Origin of the sequence: Streptomyces sp. ISL-99, assembly GCF_018614005.1 — a bacterium.
In the GTDB taxonomy this organism is placed as follows: domain Bacteria; phylum Actinomycetota; class Actinomycetes; order Streptomycetales; family Streptomycetaceae; genus Streptomyces; species Streptomyces flavidovirens.
Window position 1 is genome coordinate 174,063 of the sequence record NZ_JAGGPC010000015.1, and the last position, 14,068, is coordinate 188,130.

Annotated in this window: 12 protein-coding genes and 2 pseudogenes; 11 read left to right on the forward strand and 3 right to left on the reverse strand. The window is 69.7% G+C overall.

What is annotated here, in order from left to right; translation table 11 throughout:
* The first annotated feature begins 63 nt into the window (after positions 1–63).
* The 3 genes from J7E91_RS10155 to J7E91_RS10165 all read left to right on the forward strand — a co-directional run bounded on the left by J7E91_RS10155 (position 64) and on the right by J7E91_RS10165 (position 2,322).
* Entirely contained in the window at positions 64–681 is a 618-nt protein-coding gene (locus tag J7E91_RS10155) for a cell division protein SepF (RefSeq protein WP_028811463.1), read from the forward strand.
* A gap of 71 nt (positions 682–752) precedes the next feature.
* Positions 753–1,037, forward strand: a complete 285-nt coding sequence (locus tag J7E91_RS10160; RefSeq protein ID WP_028811464.1) for a YggT family protein — start codon at positions 753–755, stop codon at positions 1,035–1,037.
* 49 nt (positions 1,038–1,086) lie between these two features.
* Entirely contained in the window at positions 1,087–2,322 is a 1,236-nt protein-coding gene (locus J7E91_RS10165) for a DivIVA domain-containing protein (RefSeq protein WP_214901040.1), read from the forward strand.
* 235 nt (positions 2,323–2,557) lie between these two features.
* Here the strand turns inward: J7E91_RS10165 and ileS are convergent, their stop codons facing one another.
* Positions 2,558–5,701, reverse strand: coding sequence for an isoleucine--tRNA ligase (ileS, locus tag J7E91_RS10170; protein WP_214901043.1), 3,144 nt, complete (start codon positions 5,699–5,701; stop codon positions 2,558–2,560).
* 565 nt (positions 5,702–6,266) lie between these two features.
* Between ileS and J7E91_RS10175 the strand changes: the two genes are divergently transcribed.
* The 6 genes and pseudogenes from J7E91_RS10175 (at position 6,267) to J7E91_RS10200 (ending at position 11,626) form a co-directional block, all read left to right on the forward strand.
* A complete protein-coding gene (locus J7E91_RS10175; protein ID WP_214901045.1) occupies positions 6,267–7,094 on the forward strand; it encodes a TraR/DksA C4-type zinc finger protein in 828 nt (275 codons plus the stop codon).
* Positions 7,095–7,188: 94 nt separating this feature from the next.
* Complete coding sequence (gene lspA / locus J7E91_RS10180; RefSeq protein WP_214901052.1) at positions 7,189–7,785, forward strand: signal peptidase II; 597 nt, start codon at positions 7,189–7,191, stop codon at positions 7,783–7,785.
* A gap of 17 nt (positions 7,786–7,802) precedes the next feature.
* Positions 7,803–8,744 carry an RluA family pseudouridine synthase gene (locus J7E91_RS10185; protein ID WP_214901054.1) on the forward strand — a complete coding sequence of 314 codons (942 nt, stop codon included), beginning with the start codon at positions 7,803–7,805 and terminating at the stop codon, positions 8,742–8,744.
* Positions 8,745–8,770: 26 nt separating this feature from the next.
* The gene (locus J7E91_RS10190) at positions 8,771–9,244 is read left to right on the forward strand and encodes a GNAT family N-acetyltransferase (RefSeq protein ID WP_214901081.1); all 474 of its coding nucleotides are present in this window, start codon (positions 8,771–8,773) and stop codon (positions 9,242–9,244) included.
* Positions 9,245–9,559: 315 nt separating this feature from the next.
* Positions 9,560–9,985 (forward strand): annotated as a pseudogene (locus tag J7E91_RS10195) (cellulase family glycosylhydrolase); the annotation flags it as partial.
* A gap of 54 nt (positions 9,986–10,039) precedes the next feature.
* On the forward strand, positions 10,040–11,626 hold the full coding sequence (locus J7E91_RS10200; protein WP_214901057.1) for a Na+/H+ antiporter: 1,587 nt from the start codon (positions 10,040–10,042) through the stop codon (positions 11,624–11,626).
* Positions 11,627–11,650: 24 nt separating this feature from the next.
* Here the strand turns inward: J7E91_RS10200 and J7E91_RS10205 are convergent, their stop codons facing one another.
* Positions 11,651–12,742 (reverse strand): mechanosensitive ion channel family protein, encoded by a 1,092-nt coding sequence (locus J7E91_RS10205; RefSeq protein WP_214901059.1) that lies wholly within the window; start codon positions 12,740–12,742, stop codon positions 11,651–11,653.
* Positions 12,743–12,772: 30 nt separating this feature from the next.
* On the opposite strand from J7E91_RS10205, the gene J7E91_RS10210 reads away from it, so the two are divergent.
* On the forward strand, positions 12,773–13,342 hold the full coding sequence (locus J7E91_RS10210; RefSeq protein ID WP_214901061.1) for a dienelactone hydrolase family protein: 570 nt from the start codon (positions 12,773–12,775) through the stop codon (positions 13,340–13,342).
* Between the two features lie 35 nt (positions 13,343–13,377).
* Here J7E91_RS10210 and J7E91_RS10215 read toward each other — a convergent pair whose 3' ends face one another.
* Positions 13,378–13,710: a hypothetical protein gene (locus J7E91_RS10215; RefSeq protein WP_214901063.1), complete on the reverse strand. Its 333-nt coding sequence runs from the start codon at positions 13,708–13,710 to the stop codon at positions 13,378–13,380.
* Between the two features lie 28 nt (positions 13,711–13,738).
* Here J7E91_RS10215 and J7E91_RS10220 point away from each other — a divergent pair.
* Positions 13,739–14,068 (forward strand): annotated as a pseudogene (locus J7E91_RS10220) (hypothetical protein); the annotation flags it as partial.

A 14,068-nucleotide genomic window follows, 5' to 3' on the forward strand; every position in this document is an offset into this window, starting at 1 on the left:
CACTTGGTGACGCTGCAACATTGGCAACAAGGGCGATCCACCACAGAGCGGAGGACTCAGAGAATGGCCGGCGCGATGCGCAAGATGGCGGTCTACCTCGGCCTCGTGGAGGACGATGGGTACGACGGCCGGGGTTTCGATCCCGATGACGATTTCGAGCCCGAGCCGGAGCCCGAGCGGGAGCACCGCCGGCACCAGCCCCCGCACCAGGAGCGGCACGAAGAGCCCGTCCGCGTGGTGCAGCCGCCCGCGCAGCGCGAGCCGGTGCCCCACTCCGTTCCGCTTCCGGCAGAAAGCGGACGACCGGCACGTATCGCCCCCGTGGCATCCATCACACCTGAACGTCCGAACCTGGAGAAGAACGCGCCGGTGATCATGCCCAAGGTTGTGTCCGAGCGGGAGCCCTACCGCATCACCACGCTGCACCCGCGGACCTACAACGAGGCCCGTACCATCGGGGAACACTTCCGTGAGGGCACTCCGGTGATCATGAATTTGACCGAGATGGATGACACGGACGCGAAGCGACTTGTCGACTTTGCGGCGGGACTCGTCTTCGGCCTGCATGGCAGCATTGAACGCGTGACGCAGAAGGTGTTCCTGTTGTCGCCTGCTAACGTCGATGTCACGGCGGAGGACAAGGCCCGTATTGCAGAGGGCGGTTTCTTCAACCAGAGCTGAGACACGACACACGGAACGAAACCCGGCCGGGAGGCCGGAGCCACGAGAGCACGGGGAGAGGGAAGCGCGAGATGAGCGTCGCACTACAGGTGATCTACATCGCGCTGATGTGCTTCCTGATCGTCCTGATCTTCCGGCTGGTCATGGATTACGTCTTCCAGTTCGCGCGCTCATGGGAACCCGGCAAGGCGATGGTGGTCGTTCTGGAGGCCACCTACACTGTCACCGATCCACCGCTCAAGCTTCTGCGGCGGTTCATTCCGCCGCTGCGTCTCGGGGGCGTGGCACTCGACCTGTCCTTCTTCGTTCTGATGATCATCGTTTACATCCTGATCAGCATTGTGGTCAGGCTGTGAGCGATACGGTCTTGCCGACTGCCGACGACTACGTAGAGGTGAAGAAGAGATGCCGTTGACCCCCGAGGACGTGCGGAACAAGCAGTTCACAACCGTCCGCCTCCGAGAAGGCTATGACGAGGACGAGGTCGATGCCTTCCTCGACGAGGTCGAAGCTGAACTGACGCGCCTGCTGCGCGAGAACGAGGATCTGCGCGCGAAGCTGGCCGCCGCGACGCGTGCCGCCGCGCAGAACCAGCAGCAGCAGGGTATGCGCAAGCCGCCGGAGCAGCAGGATCGTCCCGGCGCGCCTGTGCCCGCCGCCATATCCGGTCCGCCGGTCCAGCAGCAGCCGCCGCAGATGGGTCCGCCCCAGCTGCCCGGTGGCGCCCCGCAGCTGCCCGCCGGTCCCAGTGGTCACGGCCAGCAGGGCCAGCACGGCCAGGGTCAGCTCGGTCAGGGCCAGCACGGCCAGGGTCCGCAGGGCCAGCACGGTCCCGGTCCGATGGGGCAGGGTCCCATGGGTCAGGGCCAGATGCAGGGCCAGATGGGCCAGGGCCAGATGCAGGGCCAAATGGGTCAGGGCCAAATGGGTCAGGGCCAGATGGGCCAGGGTCCCATGGGCGGCCCGATGGGCGGCCCCATGGGCGGCCACGGTCCGCAGCTCCCGCAGCCCGGCCAGGGCCCCGGCGGCGACAGCGCCGCGCGTGTGCTCTCGCTGGCGCAGCAGACCGCCGACCAGGCGATCGCCGAGGCACGTTCCGAGGCCAACAAGATCGTCGGTGAGGCACGCAGCCGCGCCGAGGGTCTGGAGCGGGACGCCCGTGCGAAGGCGGACGCGCTGGAGCGGGACGCACAGGAGAAGCACCGTGTGGCGATGGGCTCGCTGGAGTCGGCCCGCGCGACGCTGGAGCGCAAGGTCGAGGACCTGCGCGGCTTCGAGCGCGAGTACCGGACCCGGCTGAAGTCCTACCTGGAGAGCCAGCTGCGTCAGCTGGAGACCCAGGCGGACGACTCGCTCGCTCCGCCGCGGACCCCGGCGACCGCGTCGCTGCCGCCGGCTCCGCAGATGAGCGGGTCGATGGCGTCGGCCGGTGCAGGTGCGATGGGTCACTCCATGGGTGGCAACCCGTCGATGGGCGGCCACGGTGGTCCGTCCTCGAACGGTCCGTCGTACGGCGGCCAGCAGCAGATGTCGCCGGCCATGACTCAGCCGATGGCTCCGGTTCGGCCGCAAGCGCCGCAGCCGATGCAGCAGGCGCCCTCGCCGATGCGCGGGTTCCTGATCGACGAGGACGACAACTGACGGCGCCGTGCGCGCGCTGAGCGCGTAGCCGTCGGCAGGCTGAGGGCCGGGCCCCGGGGATCTTTCCCCGGGGCCCGGCCCTTTTGCGTACGCACGCACACGGGCGGCGCCTGCGGCGGGCTTCTTCCCCACCCCGCCCCTTCCCGAACTGGGGGCAAGCCCCCAGTTCGGGAAGGGGCGGGGTGGGGAAAAGCCGAAGGGCCCGGCCGTGTCGGCCGGGCCCTTCCCTTGAGGGTTACGCCTCGGTCTTGCGGAGGCGGAAGGTCAGGGACAGGGACTCGTCCGTGAAGGGGGCGCCGTACGTGGCGTCCGCTTCCGCCGCGGCGAAGTCCAGGGCCAGCACCTCGTCCGCGATCAGGGCCGCGTGCTCGGTGAGCGCCTCCGCCGTCTCGGGGGAGTCCGCCGACCAGCGGACCGCGATGCGGTCGGCGACGTCCAGGCCGCTGTTCTTGCGGGCCTCCTGGATCAGGCGGATCGCGTCACGGGCCAGGCCCGCCCGCCGCAGCTCCGGGGTGATCTCCAGGTCCAGCGCGACCGTCGCGCCCGAGTCGGAGGCCACCGACCAGCCCTCGCGCGGTGTCTCGGTGATGATCACCTCGTCGGGGGAGAGGGAGACCGTCTGGCCGTCGACCGCGACCGTCGCCGTTCCCTCGCGCAGAGCCAGGGAGAGCGCCGCCGCGTCCGCCTCCGCCACCGCCTTGGCCACGGCCTGGACGCCCTTGCCGAAGCGCTTGCCCAGCGCGCGGAAGTTCGCCTTGGCGGTTGTGTCGACCAGGGAGCCGCCCACCTCCGAGAGGGAGGCGAGCGAGGAGACGTTCAGCTCCTCGGTGATCTGGGCCTGGAGTTCCGGAGTCAGGGACTCGAAGCCCGAGGCCGCCACCAGAGCGCGCGACAGGGGCTGGCGGGTCTTGACGCCCGACTCCGCGCGCGTCGCGCGGCCCAGCTCGACCAGGCGGCGTACCAGCGCCATCTGCTGGGAGAGGGTGGGGTCGATGGCGCTCAGGTCGGGCTCGGGCCAGGTGGAGAGGTGGACCGACTCCGGGGCGCCGGGGGTGACTGGGACGATCATGTCCTGCCAGACCCGCTCGGTGATGAACGGGGTGAGCGGGGCCATCAGGCGGGTGACCGTCTCCACCACGTCGTGCAGGGTCCGCAGCGCCGCCTTGTCGCCCTGCCAGAAGCGGCGGCGGGAGCGGCGTACGTACCAGTTCGAGAGGTCGTCGACGAAGGCGGAGAGGAGCTTGCCCGCCCGCTGGGTGTCGTACGACTCCAGGGACTGGGTGACCTGGTCCGTCAGGGCGTGGAGCTCGGACAGGAGCCAGCGGTCCAGGACCGGGCGGTCCGCCGGAGCCGGGTCCGCGGCGCTGGGGGCCCAGTTCGACGTACGGGCGTACAGGGCCTGGAAGGCGACCGTGTTCCAGTACGTGAGGAGGGTCTTCCTCACTACCTCCTGGATCGTGCTGTGGCCCACCCGGCGCGCCGCCCACGGCGAGCCGCCCGCCGCCATGAACCAGCGGACCGCGTCGGCGCCGTGCTGGTCCATGAGCGGGATGGGCTGGAGGATGTTGCCGAGGTGCTTCGACATCTTCCGGCCGTCCTCGGCGAGGATGTGGCCCAGGCAGACGACGTTCTCGTACGACGACTTGTCGAAGACCAGCGTGCCCACCGCCATGAGCGTGTAGAACCAGCCGCGGGTCTGGTCGATCGCCTCCGAGATGAACTGCGCCGGGTAGCGCTGCTCGAAGAGCTCCTTGTTGTCGTACGGGTAGCCGTACTGCGCGAACGGCATCGAGCCCGAGTCGTACCAGGCGTCGATCACCTCGGGAACGCGCGTCGCGGTCAGCGAGCAGCCCTCTCCGGTGCAGGGGAAGGTGACCGCGTCGATGTACGGGCGGTGCGGGTCCAGGGCCGACTGGTCGGTGCCGGTGAGGTCCGAGAGCTCGGCCAGCGAACCCACGCACGTGAGGTGGTTGTCCTCGCAGCGCCAGATGGGCAGCGGGGTGCCCCAGTAGCGGTTGCGGGACAGCGCCCAGTCGATGTTGTTGTTGAGCCAGTCGCCGAAGCGGCCCTGCTTCACCGACTCCGGGAACCAGTTCGTCTTCTCGTTCTCGCGCAGCATCGCGTCCTTGACCGCGGTGGTCCTGATGTACCAGGACGGCTGTGCGTAGTAGAGGAGCGCGGTGTGGCAGCGCCAGCAGTGCGGGTAGCTGTGCTCGTACGGGGTGTGGCGGAAGAGCACACCGCGCGCGTCCAGGTCCGCGGTGAGGGCCTCGTCGGCCTTCTTGAAGAACTGGCCGCCGACGAGAGCGAGCTCCGGGGCGAAGGTGCCGTCGGGGAGCACCGGGTTGACGACCGGCAGGCCGTACGCCCGGCAGGTCCTGAGGTCGTCCTCACCGAAGGCGGGGGCCTGGTGGACCAGACCCGTGCCGTCCTCCGTCGTCACGTAGTCGGCGTTCACCACGAAGTGGGCCGGCTCCGGGAACTCCACGAGGGCGAAGGGGCGCTCGTACGTCCAGCGCTCCATCTCCGCGCCGGTGAAGGTCCGGCCCGTCGCCTCCCAGCCCTCGCCGAGGGACTTCTCCAGGAGGGGCTGGGCCACGACGACGTTCTCCTCGCCGTTCGTCGCCACGACGTACGTGACGTCGGGGTGGGCCGCCACCGCCGTGTTGGACACCAGGGTCCAGGGGGTCGTCGTCCAGATCAGCAGCGCCGCCTCGCCCGCGAGCGGGCCCGAGGTGAGGGGGAAGCGGACGAAGACTGACGGGTCTACGACCGTCTCGTAACCCTGCGCCAGCTCGTGGTCGGACAGGCCGGTGCCGCAGCGGGGGCACCAGGGGGCGACGCGGTGGTCCTGGACCAGCAGGTCCTTGTTGAAGATCTCCTTCAGGGACCACCAGACGGACTGGACGTACGACGGGTCCATGGTCCGGTACGCGTCGTCGAGGTCGACCCAGTAGCCCATGCGGGTCGTGAGCTCGGCGAAGGCGTCGGTGTGGCGGGTCACCGACTCGCGGCACTTCGCGTTGAACTCCGCGATGCCGTACGCCTCGATGTCCTTCTTGCCGTTGAAGCCCAGTTCCTTCTCGACGGCGAGCTCGACCGGCAGGCCGTGGCAGTCCCAGCCGGCCTTGCGGGCGACGTGGTAACCGCGCATGGTGCGGAAGCGCGGGAAGACGTCCTTGAAGACGCGGGCCTCGATGTGGTGCGCGCCCGGCATGCCGTTGGCGGTGGGCGGGCCCTCGTAGAACACCCACTCCGGGCGTCCCTCGGACTGTTCGAGACTCTTCGAGAAGACCTTGTTCTCGCGCCAGAAATCGAGCACGGCGTGCTCGAGCGCGGGAAGGTCGACCTGGGCGGGCACCTGGCGGTACAGCGACATCGATTCCTCCGGCGGACTGTGACTTCCGTCGGAGGGACGAGAGCGCTGGGCTCCCGCGGTACCACCCTCCTTGGCCCCGGGCGGCGCCCGTGACCCCCTCATTGGGGCAGCGATGCCGGTTCTACTGGCCTTGCGCCCGTGGGCGGAGCCCACTGCTCAAAGCTTTCTTCCGGCGGCTCAGGGGTGATGCTTCACGCCGCGCTCGCCGCCGGGCTCACACCGTCCCCGGATCGCTCTTGGCTGCGTACGACGCTACTCGTCCCCTTCGAGGCCTTTCGCTGCGCCCAGTGTACGGGCCGGGGGGCCGCGCGGCCGCCCGGTTTTCGCGCGGTGCCGGAGCGTACGCCGATAACCCGAATGGCCATACGCCGTCCTGCGGACTCCGCCCGGGCCCTGCGGAGCGGATTACCGGGGGGAGAGCTGGGCACAACCGATGCAGGCTCAGCGTGTCCGGCGTGCGGCGGGGCCGAACCGGCGGCGTGCCCCGTTGCCGCGGGGCTGGGGTCGACTTATCGTCCCAGCACGATGCGCGAGCAAGATCACAATATGTGAAGGGGCTGCGGCCATGGTGGCTAAGAAGACCGCCGCACAGAGCGCAGACGGGAGCGGCGCGGCGGAGAACGACGCCGTCGCGAAGAAGGCCGCTGCCAAGAAAACCGCCGCCAAAAAGACCGCCGCCACAAAGACCGCCGGCAAAAGGACCGCCGCGAAGAAGACCACTGCGAAGAAGACCACTGCGAAGAAGACTGTCGACAAGAAGACCGCCGCGAAGAAGGCGGCGCCGGCCAAGACGGCCAAGAAGGCACCTGCCGAGAAGAAGGCGGCTGCGAAGAAGGCCGCTCCTGCGGCCATGGGGGCGGCCCAGGCCGCGGAAGAGACAGGAGCCAAGACGGTGGTTGCGAAGAAGACCGCGAACAGGACCACGGCCGCCAAGAAAGCCGTCCCGGTGACGGCGACGGCGGTCCCCACGACCGGTACGGTCGCCCCGGCGGCCCCCGACGAGCTCGCGGTCCGGCCGGGCGAGGACCCGTGGACCCCGGAGGAGGTCGCCGAGGCGCGGGCCGAGCTGGAGAAGGACGTCGCCGGGCTCAGGGCCGAGATCACCGCGTCGCAGGAGGCGGTGACCGGCCTGATGCGGGACTCCGGGGACGGCGCGGGCGATGACCAGGCCGATACCGGGACCAAGAACATCTCGCGGGAGTACGAGCTGGCCCTGGCGGCCAGCGCCCGCGAGCGCCTGGAACAGACCGAGCGGGCCCTGGAGCGGCTGGACGCGGGGACGTACGGGCTCTGTGAGGTCTGCGGAAAGCCGATCGGCAAAGCGCGCATGCAGGCCTTCCCGCGTGCCACGCTGTGTGTGGAGGACAAGCAGAAGCAGGAGCGCCGTTACTGACACCGCCACCGGGATCACCAGCGGTCACCGGGGCTGTCCGTACGTGTGTGCCGTACCCTCGTCCTCAGTCAGGAACCTAGGTTGAGGGACTCACGTGGCAGAGGCGGAGCGCATCATCGGTACGCCGGATACCCCCCGGGCCGGGGGAACCGAGCCGGAGGAGTCGTCCGATGCGGCGGCCCCCGACGAGCAGTCGGCGGGCAGGGGCAAGCGGAGGATCGCTGTGCTGTTCACCGTGGCTCTCGTGGCCTACCTGCTCGATCTGAGCAGCAAGATGCTCGTGGTGGCCAAGCTGGAGCACCACGCGCCGATCGAGGTCGTCGGTGACCTGCTGAGGTTCGAGGCGATCAGGAACGCGGGCGCCGCGTTCGGCATCGGTGAGGCCTTCACCGTCATCTTCACGGCCATCGCCGCCTGCGTGATCGTGGTGATCGCCCGGCTCGCGCGCAAGCTCTACAGCCTGCCCTGGGCCATCGCGCTCGGGCTGCTGCTCGGCGGCGCGCTCGGCAACCTCACCGACCGGATCTTCCGCTCGCCCGGAGTCTTCAAGGGCGCCGTGGTGGACTTCATCGCTCCGGCGAACTTCGCGGTCTTCAACCTCGCGGACTCCGCGATCGTGTGCGGCGGCATTCTGATTGTGATCCTGTCGTTCCGGGGGCTGGACCCCGACGGGACCGTTCACAAGGACTGACAAGGCATACTCGACGGGTGAGTACCATTCCCGAGTTCCGCACCCTGCCCGTTCCCGATGGCCTTGAGGGCGAGCGCGTCGACGCCGCCATTTCCCGGATGTTCGGGTTCTCCCGTACGAAGGCGGCCGAGCTTGCCGCCGCCGGGAAGGTTCAGGTCGACGGGTCGGTGGTCGGGAAGTCCGAGCGGGTCCGCGGCGGGGCCTGGCTCGAGGTGGAGATGCCGCAGGCCGCAGCGCCCGTACAGATCGTCGCCGAGCCCGTCGAGGGCATGGAGATCGTGCATGACGACGACGACATCGTCGTCATAGACAAGCCGGTCGGCGTCGCCGCCCACCCCAGCCCCGGCTGGACCGGCACCACCGTGATCGGCGGCCTCGCCGCCGCCGGGTACCGCATCTCGACCTCCGGCGCCTCCGAGCGGCAGGGCATCGTGCACCGCCTCGACGTCGGTACGTCGGGCCTCATGGTCGTGGCCAAGTCGGAGCGCGCGTACACGCTGCTCAAGGCGCAGTTCCGGGACCGGGTCGTCGTGAAGAAGTACCACGCGCTGGTCCAGGGCCACCCGGACCCGATGAGCGGCACCATCGACGCCCCGATCGGGCGCCACCCCAACCACGACTACAAGTGGGCCGTGACGGCCGAGGGCAAGCCCTCCGTCACGCACTACGACCTGATCGAGGCCTTCAGGGCCGCGTCGCTCCTCGACATCAAGCTGGAGACGGGACGCACGCACCAGATCCGCGTGCACATGTCCGCGCACCGGCACCCCTGCGTCGGTGACACGACGTACGGCGCGGACCCGACGATGGGCAAGCGGCTCGGCCTGACGCGGCAGTGGCTGCACGCCATGCGGCTCGGCTTCGAGCACCCGTCGGACGGGCAGTGGGTCGAGTTCCAGAGCTCGTACCCGGCGGACCTGCAGAAGGCGCTGGACGTGATCCGCGCCGAGAGCGAGTGAGTGCCCGTTCCGTGACTGCCGAGCCGATGCGTGCGCCTGTCTCGTACGACGTCCGGATCGCGGAAGGGCCTGCCGACCTGGAGGGCTGTTTCGCCGTCCGCAAGCAGGTCTTCGTCGTCGAGCAGGAGGTGCCCGCCGACATCGAGCACGACGGGTACGACGCCGGGGCGGTGCACGTCCTGGCCGTGACCGGTGCGGGACTGCCGCTGGGTACGGGACGGCTGCTGTGCGGCGCCGCGGCGGCCGGCAAGACCGGCGGGGACGCCACGGTCGGCGCGCTCGGCCGGCTGGCCGTGAGCCGAGAGGCGCGCGGGCTCGGCGTGGGGGCGGCGCTGGTGCGGGCGATCGAGGACGCCGCCAGGGAGCGCGGTCTGCGCGCGGTGGACCTGCACGCGCAGACGCACGCGCTCGGCTTCTACGAGCGGCTCGGGTACGTCGTGTACGGGCCCGAATTCGCGGACGCGGGGATTTCGCACCGGGCGATGAGGCGCGCGTTGTAGTCGCAGCTCAGAATGGCTTGTGGGGTCACAGCTCAGTGCTGTGGCCCCATTTTGCTGCGCCGCTAATAGTTAGGAAAGTTTCCCAACACTCTTGACGCCAACTGTAAACAATCCTAACTTTCAGGCGAACTCCCGCACCGGAACCCCCGCCCGAAGGGAGCACCACCCATGCGCAAACCCCTGCTTTTCGCCTCCGCGCTCGGAATCCTGGTCGCACTCCAGTCACCGGTCAGCGCCACCGAATCCGCCTCCCCAGTCTCCGCCAACGGTCAGCTCAAGGTCTGCGGCCGCCAGCTCTGCAACGAGCAGGGGCAGGCCGTCCAGTTGCGCGGCACGCGCGCGTGGTCGTCGTTCGGCGTTTCGGAAGGCGCGGACGAACAGGAGGTGGTCCGTAACCCCGTGAACTCCTCCAACATCATGTACACCTTCCACTTCTACGCCGCCTCGCACCGGGGCGAGTACCTGGACGCCCTCAACCGGGCCTCCGACCGGCTCCCCGTTTTCGTCACCGAGTTCGGGACGCAGAACTACGCCGGCGAGGGCGCCAACGACTTCGCCCAGTCCCAGCGCTTCCTCGACCTGATGAAGCGCAAGAAGATCTCCTGGACCGACTGGAACTACTCCGACGACAACCGCTCCGGCGCCGTCTTCAAGACCGGCACCTGCAACGGCGACACCTGGGCAGGGACGGGCGTGCTGAAGGAGGCCGGTATCTGGATCCGGCAGCGGATCCGGGAGTAGTGGCACCCTTGGAGTCTTGATCGTCGAGACTCCGAACCCGCCGGATGGTGCACCGTGGATCAATTGGCCCTGCTGTTCCTGCTGTTGCTGGGGGCCGTCGTCACGGTGCCTCTGGGGGAGCGCCTCGGGCTGCCGGCGCCGGTACTGATGACGGTCGCCGGGATCATCCTGGCGCTGCTGCCGTTCGTACCGAACGTCGAGATCCCGCCCGAGTACATCCTGCCGCTGGTTCTGCCGCCCCTGCTGTACGCCGCCGTGCAGCGCACCTCCTGGCGGCAGTTCACCGCGAACATCCGGCCCATCCTGCTGCTCGCGGTGGCGCTCGTCTTCGTGACGACGGCCGCGGTGGCCGCGGTGGCCAACGCCGTCGTTCCGGGGCTGCCCATCGCCGCGGCCATCGCGCTGGGCGCGCTGGTCGCCCCGCCCGACCCGGTCGCGGCGACCGCCGTGGCCGGGTCGCTGGGGCTGCCGCGGCGGCTCGTGTCGATCCTGGAGGGCGAGGGGCTGTTCAACGACGTGACGGCCATCGTGCTCTACCACGTGGCGATCGCGGCGGCGGTGAGCGGAACGTTCTCCTGGCCCGCCGCGGTGGGGGACCTCTTCCTTTCCGCTCTCGTCGCCGTCGTCGTCGGGTTCGGACTCGGCTGGGCCACCGACAAGCTGATGAGCTACCTCGGCGACGCGACCCTGCAGATCAGCCTGACACTGCTGGCGCCCTTCGTCGCCTATGTGCTGGCGGAGGAGTTCAAGGGCTCCGGCGTGCTCGCCGTACTGGTCATCGCGCTGTATCTCGCGGAGCACGCCGTCGACGCCGACGACGTACTCGGCCGCCTCGCCGGACAGACCTTCTGGCAGATCGTCGACACACTGGTCACCGGTATCGCCTTCGGCCTGATCGGTCTTGAGCTGCACCACGTCTTTGGTACGGCCGACGACCGCCTCGGCGAGATGCTCGGCTGGGGCGCCGCGATCGTCGCGGTCGTCGTCGGCGTACGGCTGGTGTGGCTGCTGCCCGCGACCTGGCTGGCCAAGCGGCTGCACACGCTCCGTGACTACGACGAGGACATCCCCGTCAGCTGGCGCGAGACGGTCGTCATGTGGTGGTCGGGGATGCGGGGCGTGGCGTCGGTCGCGCTGGCGCTCGCCATTCCGCTCAGGACGGAGGACGGCTCGCCGTTCCCGGCGCGGGACGAGATCGTGTTCATCGCGTTCTCCGTCATCATGGCCACCCTCCTCGTCCAGGGGCTCACACTGCCGTGGCTGGTGCGCAGGCTCGGCGTACGCGCGGACACGGGGGCGGAGCGCGAGCTCGAACACGACCTGGCGGTGCGCGCCGCGAAAGCCGCCAAGCGCAAGCTGAAGGAGATCCAGGAGGTCGAGGACCTGCCGGACGACGTACTGGACCGGCTGCACCGCGGCGCGCTCGACATCGGGGCCAGGATCAGCCCCGAGATCGTGGACGACGAGCGGCGCGAGGCGTTCGCGCAGCGCGTCGAGCGGGTCAAGTCGGTGCACCGGATCCAGCGCGAGATGATGTCGGCCGCGCGCCACGAGATCCTCTCCGCGCGGAGCGAACCGGGCGCCGACCCCGAGGTGGTGGACCGGGTGCTGCATCACCTGGACGTGCGCAGCCTGAAGTAGCGGCCCGCCTTCGGTGGCAGCGGCCTACCCCCGTCCCGTGCGCGGCTCCTCGTCGGGCACGAGCGGCTTGCCGTTCGGGGGCCGGTCCGCCGGGGCGGTGGCTATGCGCGGGAGCGCGTAGGGGTGCTTCTCGGACAGCCAGGCGATCAGCTGCTCGCGCACGGTGCACCGGACCGTCCACACGTCGTCCGCGTCCTTGGCCGTGACGACCGCCCGTACCACCATGGTGTTCGGCGTCGTGTCGGTGACGGCCAGGCTCCAGTCGCGGCCGTCCCAGGCCTTGCAGGTGCCCAGGATCTCCTGGAGTTTCTCCCGCATCAGGTCCACCGGCGCGGTGTGGTCGAGGTGGAGGAAGACCGTGCCGGTCATCTGGGCGCCGCCGCGCGACCAGTTCTCGAACGGCTTGCTGGTGAAGTACGACACCGGCATGGTGATCCGGCGCTCGTCCCAGGTCCGTACGGCCAGGAACGTGAGCGTGACCTCCTCGACCACGCCCCACTCGCCGTCCACGACCACCGTGTCCCCTATGCGGACCATGTCGCCGAAAGCTATCTGGAAGCCGGCGAAGAGGTTGCCGAGGGTCGACTGGGCCGCGACACCGGCGACGATGCCGATGATTCCGGCCGAGGCGAGCATCGACGTACCGATCGTCCTCATGCCGGGGAAGGTCATCAGCATCGCGCCGGCCGCCACCACCGCCACGACCGCGGTGACGATCCGCATGATCAGCGTGACCTGGGTACGGACGCGCCGTACCCGGGCCGGATCGCGGGTCGTGGACGCGTAGCGGGCGTACGACGACTCCACGACGGCGGAGGCGATCCGTATCACCAGCCAGGCACCGGCTCCGATCAGCACCAGGGACAGCACCTGGCCGATACCCGCCTTGTGGTCCTGGACGATCCGCAGGCGGGTCGTCTCGTACGCCCCCCTCAGGACGGCGGCGAGGATCAGGACCTGAAGTGGCACCCGGCAGCGGCGCAGCAGGCCCCACAGCGGGGTCTCGTGGTGGCGGGCATCGGTGCGGCGCAACAGAAGGTCGGCGGCCCAGCCGGCGACCAGCGTGAGCACGACCGAGCCACCGATGACGATCAACGGGCGCAGTACGTTCTCCATGACTCCGACGCTCAATGGGAGGATGACGGGATGGACATCATGCTTTTCCACTCCGTCTACGGTCTGCGCCCGGCGGTGCACGCCGCAGCAGAGCGGCTGCGTGCCGCCGGGCACCAGGTGCACGTGCCCGACCTCTTCGACGGGCAAACCGCTGAGACCGTGGAGCAGGGAATGGCGATCAAGGACGGTATCGGCCGGGACGAGCTCCTGCGCCGCGCCGTTCTCGCCGCCGCCCCGCACTCCGAGAACGGTCTGGTGTACGCCGGATTCTCCTTCGGCGGGTCCGTCGCACAGAACCTGGCGCTCGGTGACGAGAAGGCCCGTGGCCTGCTGCTTCTGCACGGGACGTCGGACATCGCGGACGACGCGGCGGTGCACGATCTGCCCGTACAGCTGCATGTCGCGGAACCGGATCCCTTCGAGTCCGACGACTGGCTGAACGCCTGGTACCTGCGGATGCGGCGGATCGGCGCGGACGTGGAGATTTATCGCTATCCGGGGGCGGGGCACCTCTACACCGACCCGGATCTGCCGGATTACGACGCCGACGCGGCCGCGCAGACGTGGAAGGTCGCGGCCGGGTTCCTGGCGACGCTCTGACGGTCGGTCGGTCGGTCGGTGGGTCGGTCGGCCGGTTAGGGGCGCGTGCAGCGGCCTGTCGGGGCGCTCGCGGGCGGGCGGCACAGGTAGGTCCTGTCTGCCGTGCTGTCGCTCACCCAGCGGCCGACGCACTGGTTGGGCGTCGTACGGCCGCGCGCGGCGCAGAAGGACAGCGCCGCGCGGCCGTCGGCGAAGGGCCCGGCGGCGTAGATCACCCAGTACCCGGGCCGGAACGCCCCGAAGTCGTCGCTCCGCAGCACCCGGGCGTCCGGCACCTGCTGACGGACGGCGGCCAGGCGGCGGTCGAGTGCGGCCCGGCCGGCGGACAGCGGCTCGGAGTGGAGCTGCGCGATCCAGCTGTCGGCCACGGGCGGCTGTCGCGCGGGCGAGGACTTCGTGACCGGCGCCGGCTTCGTGGCCCGCGTGGCCGACGGTGACGGCGTGGAAGGGGCCGGAGACGTCGCCGCGGTCCCGGTCGCCGTGGTCGCGCTCGCGGTGACCGGGGCGCTGCTGCCGCCCCCGCCGGCCGTCGTGCCCGGACCCGGCTCCGGCTTCAGCGCGGCGTACGCCCCCACACCCAGCAGCCCCAAAGCGAAGAACCGCGCCCGCGCCGGCCAGCGGCGGCCCGCGCGTGTCTCTTATACATATCCGCGCCCACACGACCCGGGACCATATCGCGTATGCTGTTCTCTGCGTAAAAAAAAAAAAAAGAAAACAAGAATGCAA

Excerpts from the sequence above, each read along its gene's own strand:
- J7E91_RS10155 (WP_028811463.1), top strand. The coding sequence starts at position 64 with ATGGCCGGCGCGATGCGCAAGATGGCGGTCTACCTCGGCCTCGTGGAG.
- J7E91_RS10160 (WP_028811464.1), top strand. The coding sequence starts at position 753 with ATGAGCGTCGCACTACAGGTGATCTACATCGCGCTGATGTGCTTCCTG.
- J7E91_RS10165 (WP_214901040.1), top strand. The coding sequence starts at position 1,087 with ATGCCGTTGACCCCCGAGGACGTGCGGAACAAGCAGTTCACAACCGTC.
- ileS (WP_214901043.1), bottom strand. The coding sequence starts at position 5,701 with ATGTCGCTGTACCGCCAGGTGCCCGCCCAGGTCGACCTTCCCGCGCTC.
- J7E91_RS10175 (WP_214901045.1), top strand. The coding sequence starts at position 6,267 with ATGGTGGCTAAGAAGACCGCCGCACAGAGCGCAGACGGGAGCGGCGCG.
- J7E91_RS10190 (WP_214901081.1), top strand. The coding sequence starts at position 8,771 with ATGCGTGCGCCTGTCTCGTACGACGTCCGGATCGCGGAAGGGCCTGCC.
- J7E91_RS10205 (WP_214901059.1), bottom strand. The coding sequence starts at position 12,742 with ATGGAGAACGTACTGCGCCCGTTGATCGTCATCGGTGGCTCGGTCGTG.
- J7E91_RS10210 (WP_214901061.1), top strand. The coding sequence starts at position 12,773 with ATGGACATCATGCTTTTCCACTCCGTCTACGGTCTGCGCCCGGCGGTG.